Below are 18,812 nucleotides of genomic sequence, written 5' to 3' on the forward strand. Positions count from 1 at the left end.
CTGATCAAAAATGAGGGTGATCCCTCATATTAAAAACAGCCCAATCCTGTAACTCTTCAGATGTGAAAAAATTGTGACATTGAATGAACAACAGGAAAAAATAATGAAAAAACTCACTCTATCCACTATCGCAGCATTGAGTTTGTCTGTTGCACCAGCTCAAGCAGCCATTGAAGCTGTTATTGGCGAGCAGCTGCAAGCAAAACTTCCAACTTTAGCGGCAACTGAAACGGTGATGGCAGTCATTACTTATGATCAACTTGAACCAGTATCCGAAGCGCAAATTCAATCGCTACTAAATCTGAATATCACCGATGGTGTTCAGTTTTCTTCTTTACCGACTATTGGTGTATTAGCGACTGCGGATCAAATTCAACAGATAGCTAAACAAAGCGATGTGCGTTCAATATGGCTGAATCGCCAGTTAGATTATTACAATGCAGACGCGCGACAGATAACCGGCGTTGAGCAATTACAGAGTAACGAGTTTATTGAACGTAATAATACTCAGTTCTCTGGCAACGGCGTAACGATAATGGTTAACGACAGTGGTATTGATGCTGCACATCAAGATCTGCTATTCGGCGACACCGTGGTAGAAAATGTGCAAGCGCTTACCCACGCTCAAGCAATCCGTTTAGTTGCACCGACAGATGGTTTTGTTTTAGAGGGGCAGGTGAATACCGATTTAAATAGTGGGCACGGAACACATGCTGCGGGGACCGTAGCCGGTGACGGGTCTATGTCTGACGGCAAGTACAAGGGTGCAGCCCCTGATGTTGATATCGTTGGGTATGGTTCAGGAGCCGCCATTTCAATTCTCGACGCTGTTGGTGGCTATGACTATGCAATAAATAATATCTACGCATTTAAGTCGCCGATTCGGGTTATGAGTAACTCCTGGGGCACAAGCGGCAAATTCAGCCCGGATAGCCCTGTAAGTATTGCGTCTTACAAAGCATACAAGCTGGGTATTCTGTCGGTATTTGCCGCCGGTAACTCAGGGCCGGGCGAAGACAGTCATAATCCTTATGCACAAATTCCATGGGGTATTTCAGTTGGTGCCGGAGATAAGTTTGGCAATCTTGCCGGATTTTCCTCACGCGGTTTGCAAGGTGAGTCTGGTACTTTCACTATGCCAGATGGTGAGGAATGGACGTATGAGAATGAGGTTACTATTGTTGCACCCGGAGTTGACATCATTTCTGTCCGAGCGAGTACAAACTTAGCGGCTAATGGCGGAGACTCTGACTTAGAAGCTATTGAAGCGGAATATTTGCCGTTCTACACCATGATTTCTGGTACTTCAATGGCCACACCGCATGTGGCGGGTATTATCGCGCTGATGCTTGAAGCAAACCCAGACTTATCGCCGCTCGAAATTAAGCGCTTGTTAGAAGAAACAGCCACCAATATGCCTGGCTTTGAAAAGTGGGAAGTGGGTGGCGGTTACGCCAATGCGAAAGCAGCTGTTGCGGGAGCCTTGGGTAACGATCTTGAGTACGCATCCAGTGTAAATAACCTGACTACTTTTAATGCCAATGCATTAATGGAACCGAGTGATCGCGTGGACAATTTCGAGGTGCTTTATAGCCCAGTAGGAGAGCCAGAAACATACAGTTTCAACGTTGGGCCTGAAGCGGCGTGGGTAAAAGTCAGCGCGAATACAGACGCTAACACGACGAAATTGGTACTGGTAGCGCCCGATGGCACCGAATATTTCGGAAACCTTACCTTACCCGTTTTAAACACTGGCATGAGAGTCTCGGCACCAGCAGCAGTGGGTACATGGCAAGTTTATGTTTATGGATTAACATCGTTATCGGGAGTAGATCCTGACCCACTTGATGTAACCAATGGTCCGGGTGTGCCGGAAGTCATCTCTGGCACCATTAGCTTTTTGAATAGCGGAGGCTATGAAGGCGTTGACGACATTGAAGGGCATCCGCAGCAAAATGCGATAGAGTTTGCGGTTTCTGAACGATTGATGGACGGTTTCAATACAGTGAAGTTTCGCCCTGATCATGAATTGAAACGCCAAGACTTAGCGCAGTATTTGGTGATGGGTTCCGCCGTGCGCCAATATCGGGATTTGTTAAATGAACCAGCGCCAAATTTGGGTCGCGTGAATCAAGGCTATGAAGCTTTTGCAGAAGCGGTCTCAAGCCGTGGGTCAGTACTAAAAGATGAGCTGCAACAGCAGGAGCCGTTATTTGTTAATACCAATGGTTTTGACGGAAAGGGTTCCGTGAGCAAGCTTGATTTAGCTTATATGCTGGTAAGCGCGCTTGGCCTTCAGGAAGAAGCAAAAGCTTTTGGGGCAAATAAAGACATTATTGTTGATTACCGTGGTGAACAAATCGTTTTGAAAGATCAGGATGAAATTCCTGCTGCGCTCAGAGGTTTTGTGCAATTAGCAATCAACTACTCACTGCTAAATGTTCAATATGGCGTCGAGCAAGATGCTTTTGATTTGGAACCTAAGTTAACAGCCGAATTCTCAGCCAATGAAAGTATCAGCCGAGCACGTTTTGCTGTTATCGCTGGCCGCTTCTATTCCAACTACTTTGAAGTTCAATAAGTTTACTTTGGGGGTTCGAAAGAACCCCTTTATTTTCAAGGGGTGACATTTTGTACAGTAAGGAGTAACTTATTTACAAAATGTTTCAAAATGTTTCTACATATGGAGGCTCAATAATGACGCTTTTACGCCTTATATTTTTAACAGCTTTACTGCTGCCAGCTTCAGCGAAAGCTTTATCGGTTGATGTTAACTTTAACCAGGCTGCAAACTCGGTGAATGCCGAGATCGATTTATCGTCAACGGTAAGTTTAGATTTTTCCGTTGGCTTTGAGAAAGCGGTGGGATTAACGCCACAAAATTTCAGTATTGATGCGGAATTGGTCAGTTTGACAGATCCCCGAGTGGTCAACCGTTTACCGACGAGTCTGTTAACGAGTTTACCAGCTGCATTTCCAGTGCTGATTTCTGTTGAGCCTGACCCAACCAAGGGATTTGCTTTTAGTGGCGCCGCGACTATCGAGTTGTACACAAAGAGTTTGCATTATACCCAAGGCACACCATTGCGCCTTTTTCACGCACATGGCGATGAAACCTTCCAGGATATTACTTTAATGACAGGATCCGGAAGTTATCGTGTTCGCGGGAGTACGGGTCAGTTTTCGGACTTTCTTATCTTGGTGGATTTACGCGATAACCTAGACGTTATCAGTGATAAAGTTTCGCAATTAGAAAACTTTACCAACGCGGTAAGACAACAACTGAGCTTTGATGCAGAAACTCAACTGGTTGATTTAGTGCAAGAGCTGTCAAGTGCTTTAGACCAAGGTCAGCATCCACAAGCGATGACAGCACTCAATGAGCTCATTCATGTACTGGAGTCAGACAACGGCACTTTGTATCCGGATGTTTGGCGTTCATCTGATGACGTAATTAATGTTCGAGGACGTTTGCTTAGTTTGACCCAGACACTTCGCTATAGCTTGCGAATTAATTAGGCTAGTGAATTATGCCGATCAGCTGTCAAATTTTGTTTCGTGACCGCTTTGTACCTAAGGTCACCTTGTTCGAACAAAGAGACTATTTATTCGGCCGCGATTCAAAGTGTGACGTTATTTTAGATCATGCGGATGTATCGCGGTGTCACGCTCATGTTCGTTTTGATGGCGTGCATTGGCAAATTAATGACCTAAATAGCACCAATGGTATATGTCTAAATGGGCAGCGAGGGAATCGATTCCAGCTTGATACACCTATGGTGCTAACCCTTGGCTCGTTGGATTTGCAGCTAACCCCTATCAGCCATGTTGAGTTAACGACCGATATAAATCATGCTGCCTGGCTTCGCAAAAGAGTGCAATCGGCACTGATTCAGTGTGCGAACGAGAAGTCTATAGAAGGTATGCTAGGTAGCGCGCAACAGACCGCCAACGCGTTGCTCGGCAGCGACCGGGCGGCACTCATTTTTCTTGATTCAAACGCTTCTATTCTTGCTTGCAGAGGTTATCCTCAGTGGCTTATGGATGAGGCTTTCGATGGCTCTACAACGCTAATCAAGCAGGCGGTAAAAACGGCTGCTCCCGTTGCCGCTAATAATGCTCAAACCCATCATCATTTAAAGTATCAACCCAGTGTTCAACGGCATCGAATAAAAGCGGCAATAGCTTGCCCGGTCATTCAAGCGGGTCAGGTGATAGCTGTTTTTTACGCGGACAGCCTGCGTGATCATCATCGTTTTACTCAGCAGGATATCGATCTTTTACAGGCCTATGCACGGCAATTGTCTCTTCATTTAGCCTTGAGAAGTATCGATGAGCAATTCGACCAGCTTGAACACCGTCTGCACAGACACTACGGCTAATATTCTAAAAAACTCATACCTCACGTTATCTTGTGCTAGGTTGTAGGCATCCTATGTTGTGTCTTTATGGAGTAAACTGGGCATGGTTCAGGACGACTCGCGATCAACACCTATGAACACTGTTACTCAATCATTGCAAGGAGGTTCGTTTCTTGCAAAAGGCACGTTGTTGGCTGAACGGTTCAAAATAACTGAGTTACTAGGGCACGGCGGACAGGCACAAGTGTATCGCGCTTACGACCAGGTATTGGCGACGGAAGTAGCATTAAAAATCGTTTCAACTGGTCATCAGCTAGCACAATCGGAAATCGATAGCTTACGCAATGAGGTTCTGCTCGCACGACAACTGAGCCATCCTAATATCGTTCGAATCTACGAATTTTATCAAACCAGCGACTATGTTTTTTTCACCATGGCGTTAGTTTCGGGTAACTCTCTGGCTGCTGCATTGGAACAAGGCATAAAACCGGAGCAGATTGACTATTGGGTTAAGCAGCTTCTTGATGCACTGCAGGTTTGTCACGAAGCCGATATTGTGCATGGGGATGTCAAACCAGCCAATATTATGATTACCGCTGACGATGAATTAGTCCTCGTCGATTTTGGGATTGGTAAACATTTAGCAGAACCCATCCAAACAGCGGGTACAAATGAGTTTTTGGCACCTGAAGTGAAAGAGTCCGGTAGCGTTTCAGCGGCCAGTGACCGTTATGCTGCCGGCAAGGTCCTTGATGCTATGTTAAATGCCATGAGTGGCGACAAGACACCCAGTCGACTCTCAAGTTGGCGACGACGGCGTCAGCATATTGCTATTGGCTTGCAACATCCGGCGCCATATCAACGGCTATCTATAGCTGCTTGTAAAGACTTACTCGAAGCAAGGCGAAGCTCGATTTCGAACCTTGTGATTGGTTTTATCGGGGTAGTGCTTGTCATAATCGTTGGGCTACTAAGTTTGCAGTGGTATGGCGACGAAACTGCGGATGGAGCAGCGGATAGTGCGACCACAGTCATTGCTATTAGTACCGAATTTAACGACGCTGAGTTGGTTGATATTGCTGAAATGACCCAGTTGTCCTTGCAGATACAACCGAGTATTTACGCGTTAGAGCTGAGTCAGGTACAAAGGATTCAGAATAACCTTGCGATAGTACCAAGTGACTCGTCAGGTGACCGTGAACGTTTAGCTAAACTAGTTAATAGTCAGCTATTACTTGTTCTGAGCCGTCGTCAACTTGACGGAAGTAATTTCATTCATCTTCTAATTACCGAATCCCCGGGTGACCGTGTTCTGGTAAATACTCAATTTGATTTGGCTAACTATAAATTATCGACACTACCGGAATTTTTTATAGAAATAATCATGAGTCAGTTGGATCAAGATTTGGAACCTCTTGAGTATGATGAATCAGTAGCTTCCCTATTTCAGTCTATCGATCAGGCTCTCGCGCAAGATAATAAAGAAAAAGCGGAGCAACTTCTTGCTCAACTTAAAGAAAGAAAGGTAAGTGTATTTTGGGTGCTCCGAGGCGAAGCATTGCTTGCTGCAAATAAAGGCAACTTTGAACAGGCAAAGCAAGTTTTAGATAGGTTAATGAAAAGCTATCCAAATAGACCTGACTTGTTAGCAGAGCGAGGGGCGTTAGCATTCGCCACGAATGATTTGACAGATGCAAAGAAATTTTATGAGCAAGCAGTAGCAGGCGATCCGAGTCAAGCTATGTGGTGGTTTGAGTTAGCGAAAATTAAAATTATACAAGGTGATATTCGCCCTGCATTGAATAATGAACTGCTGCAGGCACTGGTAAAGTTTCGTCAGAGCGAGGATGTGGAAGGCCAAGGTCTTGTACTAAATGCGTTTGGTGTTGCGCATTTACGACTCGCTGAGTTTAGCGCCGCTGCCGACTATTTTTCGCAGTCGTTGGTATATCGAACGGCAGATTTGGCACCGGCAGAACGAGTAACGACCTTGTCCAATTTAGCCACTGCTCAGGCTATTGAGGGTAATTATCTGGCCGCAGATAAGAGCCTGAATGAAGCGCAACAGGTGGCTGTGGGATTAAACGACCGCTTGGGATTGGCGCACATCGAAAATGAGCGTGGTTTATTGATGGAAGAGCAAGGGTTTTATCAGGAAGCGCTCCGATATTATAAAACAGCACTTGATATACGACTGCAAGTTGGTGAAAGCTACCTGCAGAGTCAGAGTATTAACCATGTTGCGTTTATTCATTTTCTGTTGGGTGACTTCAGCTTAGCAGAAGTGTATTGGCGACAAGCGGTAGACGTTTTAAAGGACATGGAAGAAGTCGCAGTACTACACAGCACTCAGACTAACCTTGCTCAATTGTTGGTAATACGTGGGCAATTTCAGCAAGCGGAGCAACTGCTTTCTGAAATTTTGTCTGACAACGATTTGAGTCGCGAAGCAGAGTTTGCGACCTACCTTCAATTAAGTAAGTTGAACTTTGCGCAAAGCCGAGCGAATGTTGCTGCGGAAAACATTTCGACAGCTATTGCCATAGCGAAGCAGATTACGGATAACCGAGCGGTAACTGAGAGTTTACTTTGGGCTGCAGAAATCGCGGCTAACTTGCATCAAATGGAAAAATTTAATAACCACTTAAGCGAACTTGATAAATTAGTAACTGACTTTAATAGGGAACAGAGAGTTTATTATGAGTGGCTGCTAATTAGAAAAAGTTTAGCTTCAGATAGGGCCGAAGCTTACGGTGAGGCAGTAGCATTCATTGGAAAAGTTCTCGAGCAACCGCTGTCACGTATTACGGAAGCAAAAATTTTCTCAGATTTGGTAAGTCGCTTTGACTTTCCAGAAAATAACGGAGTTTGGGCGCGGCTGGAGCAGATTGTTAGTCCTGCCATGTACGAGGCGTATATGGCATATCTGTCTGGGCAAGATTCAACCAGTGCAGAGCAAAGTCTGCTGACACAATTAGAGCGTTACCCTCAATATTGGCGTAATTATGAGTACTTCTCGGAGCTATCTTATGATGATACAAAAAAACGTGCATCAAGCTCATTGCAACGCTTTTATAGTCGGATGAATGATGAGCAACGACAAGCCTATGAAAAATTTGTCAGCTCCCGCTGATGTTCTTGAACTAGTTAAACAGTTGCGCACGCAGCAAGAAGCTCTGCGTGAGCAATTGCGACTGGAGCAAACTACCTTGCAGACTTTGGCTCGTCGCCTTTGGCTGCAACAGGAGCATGAGCGGGCTAAGTTATCACGCGAGCTTCATGATGGGGTGGGCCAGTTATTAACCGGTTTAAAAACCCAACTGGGGCAGGCTGCTAAAACAAATAACGAATTAGAGAGTTTGTACCACACCGCTAGTGCTGCGGTGGAGAGTATCCGTTCGCTATCCAGATTGATGCACCCAACCGTTTTAACCGATCTGGGTATAGCGGCGGCTATCTCATGGCTTAATCGACAGATGCTCCAACCAGCCGGAGTCGCCTGTGAAACCGAGTTGGATATACCATCTAACATTGATATGGATCTCCAAATATTTCTTTTTCGAATTATTCAGGAAGCCATGGTGAATACGGTTAAACATGCGCGAGCTCAGCGATTTTCAATTTATCTGATGTACGCGTCCGACAGCTTGCGGCTAGATATGCTTGATAATGGCAAAGGCTTTGTTGTGGGTAAAGAGACTGAAGGACTAGGCTTACAGAGCATGCGAGATCGCTGCGAGGCGTTTGGGGCTCATTTTACAATCAGTAGTTCACCTGGTAATGGGTGCCAGATATCTATCAGCCTTCCTTATCAGTACAAGGAAATGCCCATGGCTTCTGACCTATTATGATCAAATTGATTCTGGCTGATGACCATACCTTGGTGCGGCACGCGATTGCTCAGTCTTTAGAGGCTACAGGTCAATTCACTGTAGAGTGTGAGTGTGCGGATGGAAATGAATTATACCGTGCCGCATTAAGCGTTCCAGCCGATGTGATTTTAATGGATATATCCATGCCCAAAATGAATGGTTTTGTGGCGCTTGAAAAGATACTTCAGCAGCGACCGCAGATGAAGGTTTTAGCCCTTAGCATGCACAGCGACCAAGAGTACATTGATGCGATTCGCCGAGGAGGTGCACGCGGTTATGTTTTCAAAGATGCCACGACCGAAGAACTGACCGATGCTATTTTGCGCGTATGGAATGGCAAAACATTCTTTCCAGTTAGTGATGAGAGGTCGACTAACAAGGTATCGACACATAACGTTAATAAACTTTCCGGCGCGCAATTAGATAGATTGACACGTCGTGAGCGGGAGGTGTTTTTTCTAGTGGTTGCTGGTCGGTCGACGCGGGAAATAGCGGCCTTGCTCGCAATGTCACCGAAAACAGCCGAAAATCACCGCGGCAAGGTATTGAAGAAGTTGGAAGTAGCAAATACTGTCGAACTAATTCATTTTGCGGCGAAGAGTGGTTTGTTAGAGCCCTGATTAGCCTAATAGTAAGTCTGTTGTGATTACCCCGCTCAGATAGCTTAAATTCCTGTGCGGACCTTTACCCTATGTTAGGTCGGCAGAGTCAGGCAATTAAACATAACCGTCTATTTATTAGTGCTTTCCTTAATGAATCAAGTCGCATTCGCCATGACGAAACGTTTATATTTTCTTATATATACAACTTACTGGTAACGCTTGGTTACAAATTTATTGCAAATGTATTTAAGTTGTGTTGTTCTTCTTCTGCGCGGTCTAATGATCGGGCTGTATTGAACTGTTACATATAGTTACATTTCGCAATAATCATACAACTTAAAAAATAATAAAAACTCAGGGAGTTCCCCATGCACAAACAGTCAGTATTGACTCGTTCCATCCGAACGATTCTCTTCGCTGGTGTTAGCTCAGCATTGTTCGCTGTACCTGCATCTGCGCAAGATCAACAGCAAGAAGGCGCAGACGACCAAGAACGCGTCGAACGTGTTCAGGTTACCGGTTCTCGGATTGCACGGCCTGAGCTATCGCAAGCCGCACCTTTACTGGTTATCGGTGAAGAAGAAATCGAACGTTTTGGTACACCTGATTTAGGTTCAATGCTAGCCGAATTGCCAGCCATTGGCGCAACTGACACGGTAATCGGTAACCGCGAATCCGGTGCCAGCGCAGGCGTGAGCTCTGCTGATTTACGTCGTCTTGGTGCAGCTCGTACGTTGGTACTCATTAACGGCAAACGTCATGTTGCCGGCGAGCCAGGCTCGGCTCAGGTCGACTTATCAAGTATTCCTTCCAGCATGATTAAGCGTGTTGAAGTAGTTACCGGCGGCGCTTCGGCTATCTACGGTTCAGACGCGGTATCAGGCGTTGTAAACGTTATTTTGAAAGACGATTACGAAGGTTTGGAATTAAGCGTAACAGGTTCAGGTTCTACTGAAGGTGTTGGCGCTAAAGCACATCAATTTACTATTCTTGGTGGCGGCGACTTTTTGAATGGTCGTGGTAACGCAACGTTTTTTATGACGCAAACTCGTTTACAAGAAACTCTTGAAAACGACATTCGCCAATTTGAACGCTGGGGAACAGTTTTAAACCCAGAAGATACTGGTCGTTTAGATGGTATTCCTGATCGGATATACGCGAAAAACGTTGGTTCAGAAATGATTAACCGTTTCGGTGTTATTAACCCGTTCGGTGGTGGTCCGCGTTACACCTTTGGTGCTAACGGTGATCCAGTCTTACAGCAAACTCGCGATTTAGATAATAGCTTTGCATTCGGTAGTTTCCCGGATGGCTGCGATACTTGCTTCTTTGGACAAGACTACGTTAACTATCAACCAGAGCTGCGTCGTGAAACTGTTGGTTCTACGCTGAACTTCCGTATTAACGATTCAGCTGAACTGTATGGCGACTTCAAATACTCGCGTGCAGATATCGAACAGCAATTTCAACCGTCATTTCGTTTCGGAAACATCTCTATCGACGTAGAAAATAACGCATTTATTGACGAACAGTTGCGGCAGGAGTTGCTGGACAACGGTCAGTCAACAGTCAGTATGGCTAAGTTTTTTGACGAATGGGGTAATCGTACTGCTGATAACAAACGTCAAACATTTCGTGTTGTTTCTGGTGTGAAAGGCGCATTGGATATCGGTTCTACGCTGCTAGATTACGACCTGTATTACTCGTACGGAGAGACGTCGAACACTCGTAAAACACTTAATTCGATAGTTCCTGGTAACTTTGTTGCGGCGGTTAACTCAGAGATTGATCCTGAAACCGGAGATGCCGTTTGTGCAGATCCATCGCAAGCTAGCGTGAACCCACAAAACTGTGTGCCTTACAATCCGTTCGGTTTTGGTCAAGCTTCACAAGACGCTATTGACTACGTATCGGCGGACGTTACGCGCAGCGACACCATTACTCAGGAGTACGTTGGAGCTTCGTTTGTTACCGATACACGCGGTTTTCTAGAACTTCCTGCTGGTTATATTGACGTGGCTTTCGGTTTTGAATATCGCGAAGAAACGTCTGAAACCATTACTGACGAATTTACCCGTCGTGGTTTAACTGCTAACGCCGCAACTCCAAATGAATATGCGGATTACGACGTAAGCGAAGCCTTCGTTGAGGTAAATGTACCGCTTCTTGCTGATGTTGCTTTCGCGAAAGAGCTGAGTGTTGATGCTGCATTCCGCAAAGCTGATTATTCTCATGCAGGTAAAGCAGATGCATGGAAAGTTGGTGTTGTTTATGCCCCAGTTGATGACATTCGTTTTCGCGGTACTTTAGGCAAAGCTGTTCGTGCGCCAAACATCACCGAGGCCTTTAGTCCGCAATCGCCTGGATTCGCAAATGTATCGGATCCATGTGACGCCGATAACATTAATCAGAATCCTAATCGCGCATCAAACTGTGCAGCCTTGGGCATTCCCGAGGGCTTCCAGGCAAATGATAACGTGAGTGTTGATCTGATTTCTGGGGGTAACCCAAATCTGACCGCTGAAGAATCGGATTCAATGACCTTTGGTGTGGTTTATACACCATCATTCATTGAAAATTTCTCAATTACTGCGGATTTGTATGACATCGAGATCTCGGACGCGATCACCTTTATTGCTGCACAAACTGTTGTTGACAACTGTGTGGACTCTGAAGGCGGCCCGTCAGATACCTTCTGTACACAAGTTACTCGTGATCCCCAAAGCAACGATATTTCTTTAGTACAGTCTGGCTATTTAAACGCGGCAGCGTTGAATACCCGAGGTGTTGAAGTTGATATCAACTATCGCACCGACTTGGTGCGTTTCGACCTGCCTGGCGTATTGCAAACCAACTTGTTCATCAATCACTTGCTTGAATTGGAATCGTTTGAATTCCAAGACCAGCCTGATTTGAACAATGATGAACGCGGTGAAGTAGGTGACCCTGAATGGCAAGCTCGCTTGTCGGTAACCTATGCATTAGACAACCTAAGCACGAACTGGTCAGCGCGTTATATCGACCGTTCTGCATTGTTTGATGTAACACCACGGTTAGAGTCATATGAAAACGTATCACCTAACTACATCGGTTCTCTGGTAACGCATGATTTGTCAGCTAACTACAATGTAAGCGATAACTTTAGCGTAAACGCAGGTATCCGTAACGTGTTCGATAAAACTCCTCCAGGCTATACAGGTAATGCCTTGTATGACTTGGTTGGCCGCCGCTTCTTTGCCGGCGTTAAGTACACGTTTTAAGTAATACACTCCCTGGAAAGTAAAAAGCCCTCTTTGTGAGGGCTTTTTTTTATTCAAATGTCGACTCTGAAAAGATTCGATAATCGATTTTGGCGCTTTAAACGTAATTCAATTTAGGACTATCAATAGAAACAGCCATATTTCAAAGATGATGGACGATATCGCAATGCCATTAATCAAAGCTATTTTTGGAATTGTTCTAGCAACCGCTGCTGGGCATGCTGTTGCCGGAAGCGCTGACTGGAACCTTAACGGTAACGCAGTGCTTATTCACCAAAGCACAAACGAAATAAATGCTGAAACTGAGTTTAGCGCCTCAGGCGACCTGGTGATCACGCGACAACTTGGCTCTGGTGAGTGGCTGGCTCACGTGGAGGCAAGCAGTGCTCCAACATCAGACGGGGTGTCTTCGGTTTATCCTGAGGTAAATGAAGACGCAGGGTCCGCACTTGATAAGAACAACAATGGCCGTATCCAGCTGTCAGAATTATACTATACCCATTCTTTTCGTAATCGGCAGAGTGTATCTCTTGGCTTAATTGACCTTTCGGGGCTTTTTGATCAAAGCCAGATAGCCAGCGACGAGACCACACAGTTTCTTGGTTCTTCGTTTGCCCGAAATATCACCATCGAATTTCCGGATTACACCTTAGGCGTTGTTCATAACTCTAAGTTATCGAGCAACCTTGAATGGCGGTCAGCCATTGCCAGCTCAAATGGCTTAGCTGATAACCCAGAGCGTTCATATTCAGAGTTAGCCCGGCTATCTGCTGATGGCAAAGGGATGTTTGGTATTACATCGGCCAGTTGGCAAGCAAACGAGTGGCTGTTTCGTGCTGGCGCCTGGCTAAATACTGCGGATCATCAAAGTTTGGATATGACGGAAGACGGCCTGACCAATTACGGGGCTTATGCGCTGGCCGAATACGCTCGTGGGCAGCATGCTGTAAATGTTCGTGTGGGCGCCGCTAACGCGGATACCAGTCAGGCAGCTAAATTCGCCAGTATCGCCTACCGTTACCAGTGGGATAAGTTAACCACCGGCGTTGCTTTTGGTCGCACTTTTGAATCGTCTAAGCTACCGGGCTCAACCCGAAGTGATACTAATCACTACGAGTTATTCCTGCGCTATAATTTAATGCCGAGCTTACAGCTTACCGGCGATGTGCAGCGTTTTCAGAGTGCTACGGTTATGGGCGTGCGGCTAACCTGGCTTTACCAGTAAAACCTTGCTGAAGCTGGTCACAAGCTGCGTGCAAGCTAATTATGAGGCACGCCGCTTGCTAGTCTCAATGTAGTCTCGACCAAACGCCAGTACGGCAGGGCGTGCTTCTGTGCAGGTGTACTTCATTAACGACAGCTGGCCGTCATGGTTCTCGAATAGCGCGCTGCAGTTCTCCACCCAGTCACCTGTGTTGGCGTAGATCAGATCATCTGATTCTACTAATTCTGGGTGATGAATGTGACCGCAAATAATACCGTCTAAGCCGCGTTTATTCGTTTCACGCAGCGCTGCGGCGCGGTAGTGACCAATCACTTCTTCGGCTTTCCCAATTTGGCTTTTTATGTAAGCCGCCAGCGACCAATAATTGTGGCCAAACAGGTTCCGCACCCGGTTGGTTTGTCGATTCAGCCACAGCAGAAAATCATATAAGTGGTCGCCTACAAAGGAAAGCAATTTGCTGTGGCAGGTTTCCGCATCAAACGCATCGCCGTGCATGATCAGTAACCGCTTATTTGCCGCCGTGGTGTGAATGGCCTGACGTTGAATGCGAATACTGGCCACGTCGGGGTGACGATACTTGCGCATCACTTCGTCATGATTGCCGGGAATGTAAATAACCTCAACACCATTGCGCGCCATGCCAAGTATCTGCTGAATAACTTGATGGTGCAGGGTAGGCCAGAAGAGTTGCCGTTTCATAGCCCAAAAGTCGACGATATCGCCAACTAAGTAGAGTCGTTCAACATCAACACGTTTGAGTAGGTGTAGTAGGAACTCGGCTTTGCAGTCCTTCGAGCCAAGATGTACATCAGAAATAAACAAGGTTCGGGCATTCAGACGAGCTTGGGGCATCACGGTCTCCCACTGTGGGTTTCGTCAATACTCCGTTGCTTTAGTGAACGCGCGTTGACAGTTCATTTAAGCTTTTGTGACATGTGCAAAATAAAAAAGCCACCTGCATGCAGGTGACTTCTAGTTTCGAACCTATTGTTATTAGTTCAAATCAAACCGGTCAGCGTTCATCACTTTGGTCCAGACTTTCACAAAATCCTTCACAAACTTCTCTTTGCTGTCGTCTTGCGCATACACTTCAGCGTAAGAGCGCAAGATAGAGTTTGAACCAAATACCAAGTCAACCCGAGTTGCTGTGAAGCGCACGTTACCGGTGTTGCGCTCAACAATTTCGTACGAGTTTTTACCGGTTGGCTTCCACTGGAAGTTCATGTCGGTCAGGTTTACGAAAAAGTCATTCGTTAATACCCCTTCGCGATCGGTGAACACACCATGCTTACTGCCACCGAAGTTAGTTCCCAGCATACGCATACCACCTAACAGCACGGTCATTTCCGGCGCCGTTAAACCAAGTAGCTGCGCTTTATCGAGCATCAACTCTTCCGGTTTCGCCTTAAAGTCGTGCTTTAAATAGTTACGGAATGCATCGTGTATCGGTTCCAGTGGTTCGAAGCCTTCCACGTCAGTTTGCTCGGCGGTGGCATCGCCACGGCCTGCCGCGAATGGCACAGTGACATTAACGCCGCCATCTTTCGCTGCTTTTTCAATTGCTGCGCTGCCGCCTAAAACGATTAAGTCAGCAATACTGACTTTCTTCGATAATCCGCTTTGTACATCTTCCAACACACTCAGCACTTTTTGCAGACGCTCAGGCTCATTGGCGTGCCAGTTTTTGTGTGGCTCCAGGCGAATACGACCGCCATTGGCACCACCACGGAAGTCTGATCCACGGAACGTACGAGCGCTGTCCCATGCGGTTGCTACCAGCTCAGCAACAGTTAAATCAGTTGCCAGAATTTTGGCTTTCAGCTCACTAATTTCGCTGTCAGAAAGCGTGTAATCAACGGTTGGAATCGGATCCTGCCACAGTAAATCTTCACTTGGCACATCCGGACCTAAGTAACGCGCTTTCGGACCTAAGTCACGGTGCGTTAGTTTGAACCATGCACGTGCAAAGACTTCTTCGAAGTACTCCGGATTGTTGTAAAACTTCTCTGAAATTTTACGGTACTCAGGGTCCACTTTCATGGCCATGTCGGCATCTGTCATAATTGGATTACGACGAATGCTTGGGTCGGCAGAATCTACCGGCATATCTTCTTCTTTAATGTTGATGGGTTCCCACTGCCACTTGCCAGCAGGGCTCTTCTTCGATTCCCACTCGTAGTTCAACAATAAGTGGAAGTAGCCGTTGTCCCATTGTGTCGGATTGGTTGTCCAGGCACCTTCAAGGCCACTGGTTACAGCTTCACCGCCTACGCCGCTGGTTTTGCGGTTGTTCCAACCAAAACCTTGCTCTTCAAGTTCAGCAGCTTCAGGTTCGGGGCCCAAATCTTCTTCTTTACCGTTACCGTGGCATTTACCCACAGTGTGACCACCGGCTGTTAATGCGCAGGTTTCTTCGTCGTTCATCGCCATTCGTTTGAATGTTTCACGCACATCGTGAGCGGTTTTTTGCGGGTCAGGGTTTCCGTCAACGCCTTCTGGGTTCACATAAATCAAGCCCATCATTACCGCGGCTAACGGATTTTCCAGATCACGCTCGCCGGAGTAGCGGCTATTTTCTTTATCACTGGTTGCCAGCCACTCTTCTTCCGGACCCCAGTTAATGTCTTTCTCCGGATGCCAGATGTCTTCACGGCCACCGGCAAAACCAAAGGTTTTAAAGCCCATTGACTCGTACGCCATGTTACCGGCCAGAATCATAAGATCAGCCCAGGAGAGTTTGTTGCCGTATTTTTTCTTAATTGGCCACAGTAACCGGCGTGCTTTATCCAGGTTAGCGTTATCTGGCCAGCTATTTAGCGGCGCAAAACGTTGGTTACCGGTACCGGCACCACCACGGCCGTCGGCCACGCGATAACTACCAGCGGCGTGCCAGGCTAAGCGAATCATCAGTCCACCGTAGTGACCCCAATCGGCTGGCCACCAGTCCTGACTGTCTGTCATTAAAGCTTTTAAGTCGGTTTTTACGGCTTCAAGGTCGAGTTTTTTGAATTCTTCGGCGTAGTTAAAATCTTCGCCTAGTGGATTTGTTTTGTTGTCGTGCTGGTGCAGCAAATCGAAATTAAGTGATTTTGGCCACCATGCCATCACGTTGTCAGATGCCGACGTGTTGGTGCCGTGCATCACTGGGCATTTACCCGAAGTGTTGTCATTACTCATGTAGTGAACTCCTTATTTTTACTTCTTTTGAATATGAATCGAGTATAGATCTGCCGCCATAGTATAAAAAGCGGGTTTATTCGACTGCGTTGATAGCTTTTTACGATTCATTACATTTCTTATCGAATTTATACGTACATAATCACGAAAGTGGATTGCTGCGGTGTTATGTAACATAAACGTCATAATACTCACGCTGTGCTCAAGTACAGTAGTGCCCTGAAAAGTCGTGGAGGGGCTATGAGATTTTTTCCGAAGGAACTTAGTTGGCTGGCGTTTAACGAACGCGTGCTGCAAGAAGCAGCAGACAAAACGGTTCCGGTTATTGAGCGCATGCGCTTTCTGGGTATTTTTTCAAGCAACATGGATGAGTTCTTCCGTGTCCGTGTGGCTGATGTTCGTCGCCGTATTTTCTATGCACAAACCACGGCCGAACATGCTGAAGCCGAGCAGCTTATGGCCGCTATTCAGCAAAAAGTGCTAAGCCAGCAAGAGCAGTTTGATAACACTTATCGGGAGGTGTTAAGGGCTTTACTGCGCAAGAACATACGAGTGATTGATGAGCTGCAAACCACCGACGAAGAACGCGCCTGGTTAACCAAGTTTTTCCACGAAAAAATTAAGCGCTACATAGTTCCACTGCAAATTACCGCTACCACTGACTTGATTAAGGCTGTTAATGAAGACGCCACCTACCTGTGTGTGGAAATAGTTCACAATGGCGAAATAAGCTATTCAGCGTTGGAAGTACCACGCGACGAATTATCCCGTTTTATTAAGCTGCCGTTTAAAAACACCAAGCGTAACAAGCGGGTGATTTTGCTGGATAACGTGATTTGCTTATGTTTGAACGAACTCTATGAAGGCATAGTACCCTTTGATTCGCTGCGCGCCTTTTCGTTTAAGCTAACTCGTGACGCCGATTACAGTCTGCTGCATGACATTGATCAAAGTGTGCTGGAACAAATGGAAGAAGGTATTCGACAGCGCTTTGAAGCCGAACCTGTGCGATTGGTGTACGACAGCAGTATGCCACGCGCTATGCTGTATTTTTTGCATGATAAATTTGAGTTAACCAGCCATGACTCGTTAGTGGCCGGCGGGCGCTATCGTAATACCCGCGACTTCGTAAAGTTTGAAAACTGGGGCCACAAGTCACTGGTGAATCCGGCGCTTACGCCGTTGGAGCACCCTTATTTGGTGAATCACAGGAATGTGTTTGACGCTTTAACCAAAGCCGACATTCTGCTGAATTACCCCTACCATAAGTTTGCGCATGTCACTGAATTAGTACGCCAGGCGGCCTACGATCCGCTGGTGCAGAGTATTCAGATATGTATATACCGGGTTGCGCCGCATTCACGCATTGTGCACTCGTTAATTGAAGCCGTGAACAACGGCAAAAAAGTAACTGTGATGGTGGAGTTACAGGCGCGCTTTGACGAAGAGGCGAATATTGAGTGGGCCAAGCGGATGACTCAGGAAGGTATTCACGTGCTGTTTGGTATTAAAGGCCTGAAAGTTCACTCGAAACTCATTCTGATTAAGCGCAAAGAAGAAGGCGTGGTGCGTCGTTATACTCATGTGGGTACCGGCAACTTTAATGAGAAAACCGCGCAACAGTACACCGATATTAGCTTGTTAACCTCCAACCAGGAGATTGGTGAGGACGTTGAAAAAGTATTCGAGTTTTTGGAAGCGCCATACCGCCACTTTCACTTCAAGCACGTGTGGGTGTCGCCAGTGAATACGCGGCATAAATTCGGGAAAATGCTGCTAACTGAAGTGAAAAACGCGAAACATGGTCAGCGCGCCGAAGTGTTTTTAAAAGTAAATAATCTGGTTGATGACGCTATTATTGAACAGCTGTACGAGGCCTCACAGCACGGCGTGAAAATACGCGTTATTGTGCGTGGCATGTGCGCGCTCCAAGCTGGCATTAAAGGTTTGAGCGAAAACATTGAAGTGATTAGCATTGTCGATCGCTTTTTGGAGCATTCGCGCGTTTTCTGTTTTTACAATGGTGGTGATGAGCGTATATTCATTTCATCGGCCGACATAATGACCCGCAATATTGAAGAGCGGGTGGAGCTTACCTGCCCCATTTTTGGTCTTGAATTGAAAGAACAAATTAAGTCGATTTTAGAAATACATTGGCGCGATAACACCAAAGCGCGCGTGATAGATGCATCTCAGAGTAATCACTATAAAAAACGCGGCAACAAGAAAAAAGTTCGCTCACAACTCGCTATTTATGACTATTTAAAAGCGCGCAACATGAAAGCTAATGAGCCTGGCAGCACGGAGCCGTAACG

The 18,812-nt window shown here is 46.3% G+C and carries 11 protein-coding genes; 9 read left to right on the forward strand and 2 right to left on the reverse strand.

From position 1 onward, the window contains the following. Nucleotides 1-73 precede the first annotated feature (73 nt). From CCE91_RS00855 to CCE91_RS00890, 8 genes are all read left to right on the forward strand, one after another. The gene (locus CCE91_RS00855; RefSeq protein WP_234996226.1) at nt 74-2,581 is read left to right on the forward strand and encodes a S8 family peptidase; all 2,508 of its coding nucleotides are present in this window, start codon (nt 74-76) and stop codon (nt 2,579-2,581) included. A 116-nt stretch (nt 2,582-2,697) separates the two neighbouring features. Then, on the forward strand, nt 2,698-3,519 hold the full coding sequence (locus tag CCE91_RS00860; RefSeq protein ID WP_086433373.1) for a DUF6689 family protein: 822 nt from the start codon (nt 2,698-2,700) through the stop codon (nt 3,517-3,519). A gap of 11 nt (nt 3,520-3,530) precedes the next feature. Continuing rightward, complete coding sequence (locus CCE91_RS00865) at nt 3,531-4,382, forward strand: GAF domain-containing protein (protein ID WP_086433374.1); 852 nt, start codon at nt 3,531-3,533, stop codon at nt 4,380-4,382. 82 nt (nt 4,383-4,464) lie between these two features. Next, nucleotides 4,465-7,494, forward strand: a complete 3,030-nt coding sequence (locus CCE91_RS00870) for a serine/threonine-protein kinase (protein ID WP_086433375.1) — start codon at nt 4,465-4,467, stop codon at nt 7,492-7,494. Next, nucleotides 7,469-8,212: a sensor histidine kinase gene (locus CCE91_RS00875; protein ID WP_157984155.1), complete on the forward strand. Its 744-nt coding sequence runs from the start codon at nt 7,469-7,471 to the stop codon at nt 8,210-8,212. The genes CCE91_RS00870 and CCE91_RS00875 overlap by 26 nt, the downstream gene beginning before the upstream one ends. After that, nucleotides 8,209-8,853: a response regulator gene (locus CCE91_RS00880; RefSeq protein WP_126797194.1), complete on the forward strand. Its 645-nt coding sequence runs from the start codon at nt 8,209-8,211 to the stop codon at nt 8,851-8,853. The genes CCE91_RS00875 and CCE91_RS00880 overlap by 4 nt, the downstream gene beginning before the upstream one ends. 350 nt (nt 8,854-9,203) lie before the next feature. Then, nucleotides 9,204-12,095: a TonB-dependent receptor domain-containing protein gene (locus CCE91_RS00885; RefSeq protein ID WP_086433378.1), complete on the forward strand. Its 2,892-nt coding sequence runs from the start codon at nt 9,204-9,206 to the stop codon at nt 12,093-12,095. A gap of 166 nt (nt 12,096-12,261) precedes the next feature. Further along, entirely contained in the window at nt 12,262-13,320 is a 1,059-nt protein-coding gene (locus CCE91_RS00890; RefSeq protein WP_157984154.1) for a carbohydrate porin, read from the forward strand. A 39-nt stretch (nt 13,321-13,359) separates the two neighbouring features. Here the strand turns inward: CCE91_RS00890 and CCE91_RS00895 are convergent, their stop codons facing one another. Together CCE91_RS00895 and katG are read right to left on the reverse strand one after the other, a co-directional pair. Continuing rightward, nucleotides 13,360-14,172, reverse strand: coding sequence for a UDP-2,3-diacylglucosamine diphosphatase (locus CCE91_RS00895; protein WP_086433380.1), 813 nt, complete (start codon nt 14,170-14,172; stop codon nt 13,360-13,362). A gap of 141 nt (nt 14,173-14,313) precedes the next feature. After that, nucleotides 14,314-16,497: a catalase/peroxidase HPI gene (gene katG / locus CCE91_RS00900; protein WP_086433381.1), complete on the reverse strand. Its 2,184-nt coding sequence runs from the start codon at nt 16,495-16,497 to the stop codon at nt 14,314-14,316. A gap of 240 nt (nt 16,498-16,737) precedes the next feature. Between katG and ppk1 the strand changes: the two genes are divergently transcribed. After that, nucleotides 16,738-18,810, forward strand: a complete 2,073-nt coding sequence (ppk1, locus tag CCE91_RS00905; protein WP_086433382.1) for a polyphosphate kinase 1 — start codon at nt 16,738-16,740, stop codon at nt 18,808-18,810. The last annotated feature ends 2 nt before the right edge of the window (nt 18,811-18,812 follow it).

The sequence above is a fragment of the Pseudidiomarina planktonica genome, assembly GCF_900177775.1.
Classification (GTDB): Bacteria; Pseudomonadota; Gammaproteobacteria; order Enterobacterales; family Alteromonadaceae; genus Pseudidiomarina; species Pseudidiomarina planktonica.

Coding starts and splice junctions, on each gene's coding strand:
- CCE91_RS00860 (WP_086433373.1), top strand. CDS start 2,698: ATGACGCTTTTACGCCTTATATTTTTAACAGCTTTACTGCTGCCAGCT.
- CCE91_RS00865 (WP_086433374.1), top strand. CDS start 3,531: ATGCCGATCAGCTGTCAAATTTTGTTTCGTGACCGCTTTGTACCTAAG.
- CCE91_RS00870 (WP_086433375.1), top strand. CDS start 4,465: ATGGTTCAGGACGACTCGCGATCAACACCTATGAACACTGTTACTCAA.
- CCE91_RS00875 (WP_157984155.1), top strand. CDS start 7,469: ATGAAAAATTTGTCAGCTCCCGCTGATGTTCTTGAACTAGTTAAACAG.
- CCE91_RS00880 (WP_126797194.1), top strand. CDS start 8,209: ATGATCAAATTGATTCTGGCTGATGACCATACCTTGGTGCGGCACGCG.
- CCE91_RS00885 (WP_086433378.1), top strand. CDS start 9,204: ATGCACAAACAGTCAGTATTGACTCGTTCCATCCGAACGATTCTCTTC.
- CCE91_RS00890 (WP_157984154.1), top strand. CDS start 12,262: ATGCCATTAATCAAAGCTATTTTTGGAATTGTTCTAGCAACCGCTGCT.
- CCE91_RS00895 (WP_086433380.1), bottom strand. CDS start 14,172: ATGCCCCAAGCTCGTCTGAATGCCCGAACCTTGTTTATTTCTGATGTA.
- katG (WP_086433381.1), bottom strand. CDS start 16,497: ATGAGTAATGACAACACTTCGGGTAAATGCCCAGTGATGCACGGCACC.
- ppk1 (WP_086433382.1), top strand. CDS start 16,738: ATGAGATTTTTTCCGAAGGAACTTAGTTGGCTGGCGTTTAACGAACGC.